Source organism: Azotosporobacter soli (genome assembly GCF_030542965.1).
GTDB classification, from domain to species: domain Bacteria; phylum Bacillota; class Negativicutes; order SG130; family SG130; genus Azotosporobacter; species Azotosporobacter soli.
The window spans coordinates 1-13,860 of the sequence record NZ_JAUAOA010000012.1 but is presented as its reverse complement, the minus strand read 5'-3'; the positions used below and the strand labels follow the sequence as shown (position 1 = coordinate 13,860).

The 13,860-nt window shown below is 50.8% G+C and carries 9 protein-coding genes; 5 read left to right on the top strand and 4 right to left on the bottom strand.

Annotation, left to right across the window (positions count from 1 at the left end; translation table 11 throughout):
* Nucleotides 1-3: 3 nt before the first annotated feature.
* Both QTL79_RS11320 and QTL79_RS11315 read right to left on the bottom strand, forming a co-directional pair.
* On the bottom strand, nt 4-1,137 hold the full coding sequence (locus QTL79_RS11320; RefSeq protein WP_346355078.1) for a cobalamin B12-binding domain-containing protein: 1,134 nt from the start codon (nt 1,135-1,137) through the stop codon (nt 4-6).
* A gap of 19 nt (nt 1,138-1,156) precedes the next feature.
* On the bottom strand, nt 1,157-2,275 hold the full coding sequence (locus tag QTL79_RS11315) for an HD-GYP domain-containing protein (RefSeq protein ID WP_346355077.1): 1,119 nt from the start codon (nt 2,273-2,275) through the stop codon (nt 1,157-1,159).
* A 218-nt stretch (nt 2,276-2,493) separates the two neighbouring features.
* Here QTL79_RS11315 and QTL79_RS11310 point away from each other — a divergent pair, with 218 nt between their 5' ends.
* The 3 genes from QTL79_RS11310 to QTL79_RS11300 all read left to right on the top strand — a co-directional run bounded on the left by QTL79_RS11310 (nt 2,494) and on the right by QTL79_RS11300 (nt 6,785).
* Nucleotides 2,494-4,530 (top strand): sigma 54-interacting transcriptional regulator, encoded by a 2,037-nt coding sequence (locus tag QTL79_RS11310; protein WP_346355076.1) that lies wholly within the window; start codon nt 2,494-2,496, stop codon nt 4,528-4,530.
* A 221-nt stretch (nt 4,531-4,751) separates the two neighbouring features.
* Nucleotides 4,752-5,474, top strand: a complete 723-nt coding sequence (locus QTL79_RS11305) for a gamma-glutamyl-gamma-aminobutyrate hydrolase family protein (RefSeq protein ID WP_346355075.1) — start codon at nt 4,752-4,754, stop codon at nt 5,472-5,474.
* 21 nt (nt 5,475-5,495) lie between these two features.
* Entirely contained in the window at nt 5,496-6,785 is a 1,290-nt protein-coding gene (locus QTL79_RS11300) for an APC family permease (protein WP_346355074.1), read from the top strand.
* Nucleotides 6,786-6,859: 74 nt separating this feature from the next.
* Here the strand turns inward: QTL79_RS11300 and QTL79_RS11295 are convergent, their stop codons facing one another.
* Nucleotides 6,860-8,059, bottom strand: coding sequence for an ATP-binding protein (locus tag QTL79_RS11295; RefSeq protein ID WP_346355073.1), 1,200 nt, complete (start codon nt 8,057-8,059; stop codon nt 6,860-6,862).
* A gap of 350 nt (nt 8,060-8,409) precedes the next feature.
* A complete protein-coding gene (gene buk, locus QTL79_RS11290; protein WP_346355072.1) occupies nt 8,410-9,477 on the bottom strand; it encodes a butyrate kinase in 1,068 nt (355 codons plus the stop codon).
* A gap of 375 nt (nt 9,478-9,852) precedes the next feature.
* Here buk and gyrA point away from each other — a divergent pair, with 375 nt between their 5' ends.
* Together gyrA and QTL79_RS11280 are read left to right on the top strand one after the other, a co-directional pair.
* On the top strand, nt 9,853-12,285 hold the full coding sequence (gene gyrA, locus QTL79_RS11285) for a DNA gyrase subunit A (RefSeq protein WP_346355071.1): 2,433 nt from the start codon (nt 9,853-9,855) through the stop codon (nt 12,283-12,285).
* Between the two features lie 95 nt (nt 12,286-12,380).
* Nucleotides 12,381-13,838 carry an IS1182 family transposase gene (locus QTL79_RS11280; protein WP_346354798.1) on the top strand — a complete coding sequence of 486 codons (1,458 nt, stop codon included), beginning with the start codon at nt 12,381-12,383 and terminating at the stop codon, nt 13,836-13,838.
* The last annotated feature ends 22 nt before the right edge of the window (nt 13,839-13,860 follow it).

The following is a 13,860-nucleotide window of genomic DNA, read 5'->3' as shown; positions in this document are numbered from 1 at the left end:
CTTTTATGAATTTTCTTCGCTTTGTCTGGCCTGCCACCAGGCGTCGGCGAGCGTGACGGCGCTTTGCGAATCGGTGGCATAGCCGTCGGCGCCCAATTGCTGGCAAAGTGTGTGATCGAGAAAGAAAGCAGGGCCGCCGATGAGAATCCTGATGCGGGAAAGATGCTGATCGCAGCGGATCGCTTTGATTAAATCATGCACCTTGATCAGGTTGAACGGCAGAACGACTGCTACGCCTAAAAGAAAAGGTTTCTTCTCATGCAGCAGCGTGAGCAGGTCGGGAATTGGCGTATTGCCGCCAAGGAAATACGTCTGCCAGTTGTCCAGTTCCAAGAGGTCGGAGGCCATATTAGCGCCCAGCGAGTGGTATTCTCCCGGGGCGGCGGTAATCAAGGCCGGCCCTTTCATATGCTTGTTGAAAGAGGAAATTTTGCTGTACTGCATTTGCATGATGCGTGCGACGGTCGCGGTGGCGAGATGTTCCTGGGCGGCGGAGATTTCATCTTGCTCCCAAAGCGAGCCGATCGAATACAGGCAAGGCTGTAAGATGCAACAGTAGAGTCTTGCAATTTCCTCCGGCGTATCGGCGGACGATAAGGCCAGACAAGAGTGATAATCGCCGTTTAAGAGCGATTCACGGCAGGAAGTCAGAATCTCATCCGTTAACGAGTCATCCAAACCGAAGTCGCTGAAGGAAAAGGCCGTCGTATTTTGCGCAAGCTGCAGCAACGTGTTGTGTTTGGCCATCAGCCACTGGTATTTCAAAATGATTTCTTCCGCAGCCGTCGGCGGCAGATGGCGGTCGATGGCTCGCTGCCAGGCGGCAAAGAGAATCGGAAAATAAGAATCGGAATAGCCGCGGCTCTGATAGGTGCGGTAAAACCAGACTAAAACGCGGCAGAGCAGAGGATAATTGTTGAAATAAAGAACCGTGAGCATAAATTTCGCATGATACATGTGATTGTCGAGCATGGTTTGATGCTTTGTATTGCCGGTTATTTCAAGGATGTTGGGATGACGCGATAACGTATCGTTGACATGCTGCAGGAGAAGCGCAGAGTGTTTTTGAAATTCCTGTGTCGAAGCGGCACAAACATGGGGGAGCTGCGAAGCTTCCGTAAGCAGTTTGCTGAACATGGCAAGGCCTCCTTTACGTTTACGGCATAAAGGGCAGAACGGGTGGATCCCAGTAGGTTGTCTCCCAACGGATGATGTCGACGCTGCTGTCATGCGTCAGCGGAATGACGGCGCCGCTCGGCAGCAGCACCAGCGGCCTGATCAGCGGCAATGGGGGAAAAGCGGCGATGAGGGCGTGGTTGCCGTCGGAAAGAAGAACCTTCTCGCCCAAAAAGGAACGACGCATTTCTTCGATGAAGCAATGCAGCATCTCTTTATCGAGTTGGCTGGACATAGAACTCAGCAAGGTCTCTCCGGCTTGTAGCGGCGAAAGACCCTGGCGGTAACAGCGGTGGCTGACCATGGCGTCGTAGACGTCGGCAATCGCCAGGATGCGCGCCGATTGGAGGATGCTGCTGCCCCGCAGGCCGCGCGGATAACCGGAGCCGTCCAGACGTTCATGATGCTGGTAAATCGCTTCCAGTGCGGCGCTGTTGACCTGTTTGTTTTGCAATAAGATCTTGTAGCCGAGCTCAAGATGCTCTTTTGCTTGCTGACGTTCATCGAGCGTCAGCGTATCCGGTTTGTTAATCACATCGTCAGAGACGAATAGTTTTCCGATATCCATGACCAGCGCGCTGAACATGATCTGCGCCACGCTCGGTGTGGGAAATTCCAGCCAGCGGGCGAACAAGCCGGCCAGGATTGCGCAGTCGAACGAATGACGGTAAAGGTAATCCTCCTGTTTGCCGGGCATATGGATGAAAATAGGCAGTTTCGGCAAGTTAAGCAGGGGATAAAGATGATCGCGTACCAGTTCCTGCAAGGCGCCGGTCGCGAGCGTGCCGCTCTCGCGCAGCGCGACAAAGATTTCTCGGATCTTATTTTCAATTTGCGTTTGCTCCTGGCAGAACGCCTTGAAGGCAAAGGTCGACATGGCAGGAAGAGCGGTGATGCGATTATAGCCTGGCGGCTGCGGAATCAAGCTGTCGGGTTCGTCTTCAACCGCAACGGATTTTATCTGCCAGCGCGACAGACGCTTAATCCATTCGGGGCTGATCACTTGACCCGGTGCAATGAGAAAAGTCCCGTGCGGATCCAGTAGGTATTCCGCCAAGATCATGCCGGGACGAAGCTCTTTTACAGGGACGATAGGCATGGCAGTCGCCTCCTTTCCTTTCTGGCAGTCAAGCGAAGCAAGAAAAAAGAAGAATCCAGGTAAGAATAAGATTCGCTAATTTCCTTTAATTTCCTGCTTTGCCAAAATAGTAAAGCAGGAAGCGCAGACGTGTAAAAAGGCGATTCAGACGGGCGATGCGCGCAGGAATGCGGGAAAAAAAACAGAAGTTAATAGAAAAAAATATGGGAGGTTCTTCTGTGAAACGGATCGCTATTGTGACCGACAGCGCCAACTCGTCGTTGGGTCTTTTCATACAAGAGAACTTAATGCAGATTTTTGACGGTTATGCCGAAAGCAAAGTCTACTCTTTTGCCGAAATGCAAGAGGGCGACCGGATTGAAGAGGATGTCGTGCTGGTGATGCTGCCGGCGAAAGCGCTGGCCATCAAGCCCTATGTAAAAGAGAGCCGCCGCGTACTGGTAGTGCAGCGAACGCTGCAGGAAGAAGCGGTCTTCAAATTGCTCGATATTCCTGCAGGAAGCAAGGTTTTGGTCGTCAATGACGCGCCGGAAACGACGCTGGAAACCGTCGCACTCCTGTATCAAATGGGCTTGGATCATTTGCTGCTGGAACCTTATCTTGGAGAGAATTCGACGGAAGAGATACAAATTGCGGTCACGCCCGGTGAAGCGGCAAGTGTGCCGCAGCAGATTGCAAAAGTGATTGATCTGGGACACCGCTGCATTGATTTATCGACATTTCTTCAGATCATGAGCCGCTTAGGTTTGGAGGAAAGGGAGCTTGACCGGCGTTTGATCCAATATGGCGAATCGATCATAACGCTCGACACCGGAATCAAGCGGCAGTATAAAGAGTTGTACCTGAAAAATACGGCGCTCGATACGGTGATCAATTTATCGGCGGAAGGCGTAATGCTGATGGATCGTGAAGGTCAGATCCGATTATGCAACGCCAGCCTGCGAAAAATGCTGGAACTTTCAAGTGAAGAAGTGCTGACGTTTGAAAATTTGCCTAAGCCTGTGCAAAATCTACTAAAACAAGGCGAATTCAGAGATGAAATTGTAGAGTGGCAGGGGCGTTCGCTGCTGGCCAACAAAAAAGAATTGGAACAGTTTGGCGAGGCGGCAGGCATTTATCTTCATTTTCAGGAAGTGACATACATCAGGCAATTGGAGCAAAATCTCAGCAAACGTCTGCAAAGCAAAGGCTTGCTGGCCCGATATGAGTTCAGCGATATTGTGACGGAATCGGAAAGAATGCGCCAACTGATAAAAAAGGCGAGCATGATGGCCGATTCCGATCTGACGGTTTTGATAACGGGAGAAAGCGGTACCGGAAAAGAACTGCTGGCGCAGTCGATGCACAATCAGTCGCCCAGGCGAAAAATGCCGTTTGTTGCGGTGAACTGCGCAGCCGTGCCGGAGGCCTTGCTGGAGAGCGAGTTGTTCGGTTATGAAGCGGGTGCGTTCACAGGCGCTTTGAAAGAAGGGAAAGCCGGTTTGTTTGAACAGGCTCATCAGGGGACGATTTTTCTCGATGAAATCGGTGATATGCCGCATGCGTTGCAGGCCAGACTGCTCAGGGTCTTGCAGGAACGACAGGTGATGCGGGTTGGAGCGCAGCGCGTGATGAATGTGAATATACGCGTAATCGCGGCTACGAACCAGAATTTGATGCGAAAAATAGAAGCCGGCCAATTCAGGGCGGATTTATATTATCGCTTAAATGTGCTGCCGCTCATGATGCCGCCGCTGCGCGAACGTACGGAGGATATTTCTTTATTGCTGCGACATTTTTTGCAGCAGCATAATCGCAGTGAACTAACGCTGTCTGCGCAGGCGCAAGAGCTCTGCGCGCGCTATTCCTGGCCGGGCAATATTCGTGAGCTTGCCAACGCGGCGGCTTACTTGTCTTTTTCCGCCGAGAACGTGGTACAAAGCGATGCTTTGCCGCATTATATCAAGGCGGAAGACGATTTTAGCGCGGAAGAGCAGTTTATCCAAGAACGCTGTCAGCTGGAAAAAGCGTTGGAGGTTAGCGCATTATTGAACGAGCGCCAGGGCCTCGATGGCGGCGCGGGGCGCAAACAGATCGGGCAGGCGCTTAAGGCGCAGCAGGTAAAGATCAGTGAAGGCGAAGTGAGACGTATTTTAAGCATCTTGGCGGAGTGCGGTTTTGTCTGCTCGCAGGTCGGGCGAGGCGGCAGTCGTTTGACGGAAAAAGGCGAGTTGTTTTTAAATAGGTTTAGAAATAGGCAAAATAGCAACCTATAAAACCTATTATTTACAAAAGAGCGGTTTGACAGAAAAAACTTTCAGTGCTAAAATGAGCACTATTATAAAAGAATCAGCTGATCTGAACAACAGAAGGCGATAAATGCTGCCAATGGGGGCGGTTATTTGACGCCTTCTGTTTTTTTGTCGTAATGAGCTGATGTTTGGCTTGATTATTGCATTAAGAGAAGCTGAAACGTAAGGAAAGAGAGGGAACAAAGATGCGTAAACCGATTATTGGCATTTTAGGCAGTATTTTATTAATGGAAAGCGGCCCGTTTCCAGGCCTGGAGCGGACGTATGTGAATCACGACTATATAAGAGCGGTCGAGTTAGCGGGCGGGATACCGATGCTGCTGCCTGTCATCGAAGAGAGTGAAGATATAAAGAGGCAGTTGGAAGGGCTGGACGCCCTGATTTTGTCTGGCGGTTATGATCTGCAGCCGGCCTGTTACCAGGAAGAGCCGCTGCAGGAAATGGGCTTTGTCTGGCCGGAAATGGATGCGCATCAATTGGCGGCCGCCAAAATGGCCTTGGCCGGCGGCAAACCGATGCTGGGAATCTGTCGCGGCATGCAAATCATGAATGTGGCTTTTGGCGGCAGTTTGTATCAGGACATCAACAGTCAAACGGCAAGTCGTCAGCAGCATGTGCAAAAAGGGCGGCGGCAATTCGCCAGCCATGCAGTTGAAGTGACGGCAGGCAGCCTGCTGGCAAAGATCGTAGGCGACGGTTTGCTGCAGACGAACAGTTTTCATCATCAGGCCGTAAAAGATGTGGCGCCCGGGTTCGTCGTCAGCGCGCGGGCGAAAGATGGAACGATAGAAGCGATTGAAAAACCGGGCGCCTGGGTTCTTGGTCTGCAATGGCATCCGGAAATGATGGCACAGGACGACGCAACGATGCTTGGAGTCTTTAAAAAACTGGTCTGCGCGGTACAGTAAAATGAAGGAGGCAAAATGACGATGGCGGAAGAAAACAAGAAAAAATTTGGTTTTTGGAGCATTGTGTTGCTGGGGTTGAACGGCGTTATCGGTTCGGGGATCTTTCTCCTGCCGGGCAAGGCGATGGCGATGGTGGGACCGGGGAGTATTTTTGTCTATCTGTTTATGACGCTCGTGGTTATGGCGATCGCGCTTTGCTTTGCAGAATGCGCGGGGAAATTCAGCCGCAATGGCGCGGCCTATGTTTATGCACGTGAGGCCTTCGGCGAATTTGTCGGCTTTGAAGTCGGGATCATGCGCTGGGCGATCAGCATCATCGCCTGGGCGGCGATGGCCGTAGGTTTCGTTACCGCGCTTAGCGCGGTTTGGCCGCCGGCGCTGCAGGAACCGTATAAGACAGCTATCATTCTTACCATTTTAGTCGGTCTTGGCATCCTCAACATTTTGGGCGTACAGATGGCGAAGATTCTCAACAATCTTGTCACCGTGGGAAAACTGATTCCCTTGCTGCTCTTTATCGGAATCGGCGCATTTTATATCAAAGGCGCCAATTTTGAGCCGATGTTCCCTAAAGGTTTTGAAATGGATTCGTTTGGCGCGGCTGCTTTACTGATTTTTTATGCGTTTACCGGTTTTGAAGCGCTGGCGGTTGCCGCAGAAGACATGGACAATCCGAAGAAAAATCTGCCGATTGCCTTGATGATGGTGATGGGAATTTGCTCGGTAGTTTATTTTATGGTTCAGGCGGTGGCGGTAGGGACGTTGGGCACTGATCTGGCAAAAAGCGTTGCGCCGGTGGCCGATTCCGCCAGTGCGTTTTTTGGTCCGGCCGGGAAATGGCTGGTCACGATCGGTACGTTGATCTCTATCGGCGGCATCAACGTGGCGTCTTCTTTCATCAGTCCGCGCAGCGGCGTAGCGTTGGCGGAAGACGGTATGGTGCCGCGTAAAATTGCCGAGCACAGCCGCTTTGGCACGCCTTACCTGGCGATCATCATTACGGTTTTGTTGGCGATACCGGTCGCCTTATCGGGCAGTTTCGTCAAGCTGGCGGCAATCAGCGTCGTATCGCGTTTTGCGCAGTATCTACCGACCTGCCTGGCGGTTATCGTATTACGGCGCAAGCGTCGCGACCTGCAAGGCTCTTTCCAGGTGCCGTTTGGGCCGGTGATTCCGCTTGCGGCGGCGGCGATCAGCAGCTGGCTACTGACGAAAGCGTCGCCGGAACAATTGTATTGGGGGCTGGGCGCGTTGGTGCTAGGTATGCCGCTCTATTTGCTGCAACGCTATAACAAGAAGTCGGTGTTATAGTTTCATAGAAAAAGGACTGTCATCAGCCGGAAATGACCGGTTGGAGACAGTCCTTTTTTACGGATAAAGACGAATTAAAAAGGAAATTTGACGACAAAGGTGGTCCCATTTGCGTCGCTGCTCGGATACAGCGTCGCGTTATGACGGCTGACAATGCTGCAACAGACCGCGAGACCTAAACCGGTGCCGTTTTGTTTGGTGGTCAGAAACGGAGTGCCGAGGTTGCTAAGGATGTCGGCCGGAATGCCGCCTCCCTGGTCGCTGATGGACAGGCAAACGTGGCCCGGCTCCAAATAGGTGCGCAGCAATAATTTCCCGCCGTGCGGCATTGCTTCAATGCCGTTGCGCACGAGGTTTAAAATCAGCTGCCGTATTTCTTTTTCATCCAGCAAAATAGAAGGAACGAGTTCTAAGACTGCTTCGAGGTAGGTATCGGTAAGCGTTGCATCGGCTTGCATTAGAGGAAGCAACGATTGAATGATTTTGACGAGATTTTGTTCCTCAAGATGAACCGGTTTGTTTTTCGCCAGCGAAAGGAATTCGGTGATGATCGAGTTGGCGCGGTCGAGCTCTTCAATCATCAGTTGAAAAAATTCATATTGCGGTTGGAACTCCGTTTTACGCTGCAGCACCTGCAAAAACCCGCGTACTGTTGTCATCGGGTTGCGCACTTCATGTCCGATGCCAGCCGCCATCTCACCAATCAGATTCAAGCGGTCGAGGCGGGCGATTTCTTTGAGCATTTGTTTGTAGATCGTAATATCATGAAAGATGCAAAGTGCGCCGCGCATTGTGTCGTGCGCCGTTTTTTCCGGCATGTAGCGGGCATGATAATGGCGTGTTTTTATGCCGTCGTCAAAGGAAAATTCAGCGGTCAGGATCTGTCCGTGTTCAAAGAGTTGGTTGATGCTGTTCTGAAAAGAACGGACAAAAGACGGATCGATATTGTCTACTTCGCAAATTCGTTTTCCAAGAAATTCTTTTGTCATCCGGCCCGACAGATCGCAGACTGCGTGATTAACGAAGATGATGCGCTGCGCTGCGTCGAGGCGCAGGATGATGTCAGGGATGCTTTCGATGATGCAAGAAAAATCTTCTTGTTCGTTCAGCAATGGCGTTGCGATTGCTTCTGCCGGAACGTCCTTGCAGCAGGGGCAGGACAAAGCGGCGGAAGCAGAGTCTGAATCGGCATGAAAAGCCTGCAGCGTTTTGCGCAACCGTGCATTTTCCGCAAGCAAATCGTCATAGCTTTTCTTTCGATCGCTCAATTTCAATACGCCTCCTCCCGCAAAAACGACTGACAAATTATATATTCCCTATTTTAACCAGATTCCCTTTCGCGAATGCTTGCCAAGGCAAATAAAAAAGGCTGCCGAGTGGCAGCCCCAGAGTGTAGACAATTGAAAAAACAGAATGCGATAGCAGGAACGAATAGAAGGATTAAAGGAAACGATAACACGAAGAAGCGAAGCGGGCCGATTGTATCGGCCCGTCGGGAAGAAAGGAAGAAGAATTTAAAAATCCTTCCGATCTTCCCTTCTTCAACTCTTCGTGTAAAAAACGTCCCACTTGAGTTCGTTTTGTCGACAGTCTGAGGCTGCCGGGTGGCAGCCCCAAAAGAGCGTTATTGATACTGAAGCGCATCTTCCTCTTGCGTCAAAACGCGCAAAGCGCCTTCCGCTAAGGCCTGCAGCTCATTTTCGCCCGGAATCACCGTGACCGGTGCGATAAAACCGATGTACTCTTTCAGTTTTCCGGTGATGTATTCGGAGTGGGCGATGCCGCCGGTCAGCAGAATGTAATCGACTTTGCCGCAGACCGGAACGGCCGCTGCGGCAATCGAGCGGGCGACCTGATAAATCATTGCTTCATAAACCTGCTGAGCCTTTTTATCGCCAGACGCAACTAGTTTTTGCACCTCGCGTACATCGTTTAACCCCAAATGCGCGACCAAGCCGCCGGAACCAGCGATTTTCTTGGCTATTTCAGCGCCAGTTAGATGATTGCGCAGCACGTAGTCGGCTAGTTGCTCAGCGGGAAGCGTGCCGGCTCGTTCAGGTGAAAAAGGACCGTCGCCGTTCAGAGCGTTGTTGACGTCGACGACTTGGCCCTGCCGATGGCAGCCGACGGAAATGCCGCCGCCCAGATGAGCCACGATCAGATTCAATTCGCCATAGGGGCGACCAATGCGCTTGGCGAAGCGTTTGGCCACCGCTTTTTGGTTAAGGGCGTGAAAGATGCTTTTGCGCGGCAGCTCCGGCAGACCGCTGATGCGGGCCAAATCGCTCAATTCATCGACAACGACTGGATCGACGATGAAAGAAGGGCAACCGCTTTCTTTTGCTAAGCGCTGGGCCAAGATGGCGCCGAGATTAGAAGCGTGATCGCCGTAGCGCGCGCTGCTGAGGTCGGCTAGCATGACATCATTGATTGCATACGTGCCGCTGAGCATCGGCTTTAATAGACCGCCGCGCGCGACGATCGCGGAAAAATCGGCAGGGGAAAGAGAGTTGGCGTGCAGGAAATCTTGAATCTTTGCCAGGCGGTACTCCAACTGGTCGATGATGTTGGCAAACTGCGCCAACTCGGCGGCGCTGTGGCTGAGATTTTGACTCAGCGTTTCTTTGTCGTCATGATAGACAGCCAGTTTCGTGGAAGTGGAACCGGGGTTGATCGTCAAAATTCTGTACATGCTCTTCCTCCATGGATGTTTAAAAATTTTGTATGTTTACAGTATATCTCATTTTGCTCGCTAATGAAATCATCTAATTTAAGAGATTTAAAATATTATTAAAGGCTTAGAATTACTTGTCTAATCTTTGTTTTTTGTATTCGAAAATCAGTTCTTGAGAAAAGAGAAAGAAAATAAAAAGTGTAAAGTTGTTTCACATAAAGCGGAGATAAAAAGGGAAGGGACTGGCGTTGTTGACGGAGAAGCTTATTTTAGTTGCAAAAGATGCCGCCGCGCTAAATTAACGCGTTGAAAAGCAGGAATTTTGTTGTTCGGTGCGGAATATATGTATGTTTAGATATTGACGACGTCATTGTCGTTAGCTGAGGTGAGAACGTGGATTTTGGTTTAGGAAGAGTATTGCCGATACAAATCGAAGAGGAAATGAAAAATTCGTATATTGATTATGCCATGAGCGTTATCGTCATGCGCGCGTTGCCGGATGTGCGGGACGGTCTTAAGCCGGTACATCGCCGCATCTTATACGCGATGCATGAAGCGGGCATGGCGCCCAACAAGCCGTACAAGAAATCGGCTCGTATCGTCGGGGAAGTTCTCGGTAAGTATCATCCGCACGGCGACAGTTCCGTCTATGAAGCCGCGGTCCGGATGGCGCAGGATTTTTCGACGCGGAATTTGTTGGTCGACGGCCATGGCAACTTTGGTTCTGTCGACGGCGATTCGGCGGCGGCCATGCGTTACACAGAGGTGCGCATGTCTCGCTATGCCGAGGAAATGCTGGCGGATATCGAAAAGGATACCGTCGATTTTGGGCCGAACTATGATGAATCGCTGCAGGAGCCTAGCGTGCTGCCGGCTAAAGCGCCGAATCTGCTGGTCAATGGTTCTTCCGGCATTGCGGTCGGCATGGCGACGAACATACCGCCGCACAATTTAGGCGAAGTCGTCGATGCGCTGGTCATGATGATTGAGGATCCGGATATCTCGATACCGGATCTGATGATGGCGATTAAAGGGCCTGACTTTCCGACCGGTGGTCTTGTCTTAGGTCGTGAAGGCATTAAGTCTGCTTACATGACGGGGCGCGGCGTCGTCAAGATGCGTGCGCAGGCGCGCGTCGAAAAGATGCAAAGCGGCAAGAACCGTATTCTTGTCACCGAATTGCCGTACCAGGTCAATAAGGCACGCATGATTGAAAAAATTGCCGATCTCGTGCGCGACAAAGCCATTGACGGCATTACCGATTTGCGCGATGAAAGCGATCGCAACGGCATGCGCGTGGTCATCGAATTGCGCCGCGACGTCAATCCGGACGTCGTTTTGAACCTGCTCTATAAACATACGCAAATGCAGGAAAGCTTCGGCATCATCATGCTGGCGCTTGTTAATCGCAAACCGCAGGTTCTCAATCTGCAGCAGGTGCTTTATTATTATCTCGAGCATCAAAAAGAAGTCGTTGTCCGTCGGACTCGCTTCGAGCTGGCGAAAGCCAAAGCGCGGGCACATATTTTAGAAGGTTTGAAAATCGCGCTCGACAATATCGATGCGGTCATCAAGATGATCCGTGCATCGAGTACGGCCGAAATCGCACGCAACGCCCTGATGGAAGGCTTTAGCCTTTCGGAAAAGCAGTCGCAGGCGATCCTCGACATGCGCCTGCAGCGCCTGACCGGTTTGGAACGCGACAAGATCGAGCAGGAATACAAAGACATCATGGAAACGATCGAATGGCTGGAAAGCGTTCTGGCTGACGAGGCGAAAGTGTTGAATATCATCAAAGAAGAACTGCTGGATGTGAAACGGCGCTTCGCCGATGCGAGACGCACGGTCATTACCAGCGACCTGTCCAAACTGGAAATGGAAGATCTGATTGCCGAGGAGGATATCGTCATTACGCTGACGCACGGCAATTACATCAAGCGTCTGCCGGTCGATACCTATCGCAGCCAGAAACGCGGCGGACGCGGCGTGGCCGGCATGGGCACGAAGGAAGAAGATTTTGTCGAGCAACTGTTCGTCACTACGACGCATCATAACATCCTCTTCTTTACCAGCCGGGGCCGGGTTTATCGCCTGAAAGGCTATGAAATTCCGGAAGCCAGCCGTACGGCGAAAGGGACCGCGACCGTGAACCTGCTGCCGCTTGAGGCGCAGGAACGGATCACCGCAGTCATTCCGATCAAAGAATTCTCCAACGACCGCTTCTTATTCATGGCGACCCGTTTGGGCACTGTCAAGAAGACGGAACTGATGGAATATGATACGGCGCGCAAAGGCGGCATCATCGCGATCGGCCTCAGGGATGAGGATGAATTGATCGGCGTCAAACTGACCGCCGGCGAACATCATGTCATGATGGGGACGCGCGGCGGCAAGGCGATCTGCTTCCCTGAATCCGATGTACGGTCGATGGGCCGTTCGGCCTCGGGCGTTCGCGGCATCAGCCTGGATGACGATGATGAAGTCGTCGGCATGGATACCTTCCGCAAAGACGGCGAGATCCTTACCGTCAGCCGCGATGGCTACGGCAAGCGGACCGCAGCCGCCGAATACCGCAATCAAAAGCGCGGCGGCAAAGGCGTCATTAATCTCAAGGTCACCGATAAGACCGGTCCGGTAGTCGGCATCAAGGTTGTCCGTCCCGGCCAGGAAATCATTCTGATCAGCAGCGAGGGCATTGTCATTCGCATCGATCTGGAAGAAGTATCGTTGATCAGCCGCAACACGCAAGGCGTGAAACTGATGAAGACCGCCAGTGACGACACGGTCGTCGCAATGGCGTTAGTCGAAAAGAAGAGCGACGAGTAAAAAAATAAGCAGTCTGCATAGGCAGGCTGCTCAGACTGTAGACAAAACTCCACTCCCGCTAATGATATGATAAAATCATTAGCGGGAGTGATTTTATGTACGAGAAAAAAGATCGAAGTCAACAAAGCCAAATTGAATTCTTCTGCTTAGAAGATTTAGTACCGAAAGATCATATATTACGAGACATTGAACGAGCCATCGATTTTCGCTTCATCTACGACGAAGTCGACGGTTTATATAGCGACTCCGAACGAGGCAAACCAGGAATTGATCCGGTGAGTCTGTTTAAGATCGTACTGATTCAATACCTGTTCGGCATTCGTAGCATGCGTCAAACCATGAAAGAAATTGAAGTAAATATGGCTTACCGCTGGTTTATCGGATACGGCCTTACCGAAAAAGTCCCGCACTTTTCAACCTTCGGCAAGAATTATACCCGGCGTTTTCAAGGAAGCGATGTGTTTGAGCGGATCTTTATGCGCATCCTGTACGAAGCAGTAAACTGCGGTTTCATTGATGCAAGTTCCGTATTCATTGACGGAACCCATATCAAAGCACGAGCCAACAAAAAGAAAAGCGCAAAAGTGTTTGTGCCGATTCCGGCCAAGCAATATCAAGATGAACTGAATGCGGAAATTCAAGCCGATCGCGAAAACCATGGCAAGAAACGGTTAAAAGATAAAGACGACGATGAAAATCCGCCGCAAGGTAAAACCATCACGCAAAGTACGACGGATCCGGAAAGCGGCTTGTTTCATAAAGGCGAGCATGAAAAATGCTTTGCCTACGTAACCAACACGGCTTGTGACCGGCATAACTTCATATTAGGATACGAAGTCGCAGCGGGCAATGTTAATGACAGTCGATTGTTTGATGAACTGTATGAACGAGTCGTCAGTTATTTCCCTGAAACCGAAACCGTTGCCGTCGATGCGGGCTACAAAACGCCCTGGATTATGAAACAAATTATCGACAGTGGCCGAATTCCTGTCGTTCCCTACAAGCGTCCTATGACAAAAGAAGGGTTCTTCAAGAAATATGAATACGTATATGATGAATATTATGAATGCATGATTTGCCCTGGCAACCAGGCGCTTGGCTACAGTACGACGAATCGTGAAGGATATCAAGAATATAAAAGCGATGCAAAACAATGCAAAGTGTGTCCGCATTTAGAGCAATGCACGCAGAGCAAAGCGCATCAAAAGCAAGTCCAAAGGCATGTATGGGAATCCTATCTGGAACTTGCTGATGAGTATCGGCACATGCCGATATATCGCGATATTTACAAATTGCGCTCGCAAACAATTGAGCGTGTCTTTGCAGATGCAAAAGAAAAGCATGCAATGCGCTATACGCAACTGCGTGGCCTGCAGAAAGTGAAAATGCAGGTGACGCTTACTTTTGCATGCATGAATCTGAAAAAACTGGCGACCTGGAAGAAACGCAGGGGTATATTACCGCCTGTTTTTCAACGTTTTTTCGAAAAACTGCGTTTTTGCAGTGAAAATTGGATAACTGAAATTGAAAAATGCACCTTACGCTTTGCGTAAAGTGCATTTTGTCGACGGTCTG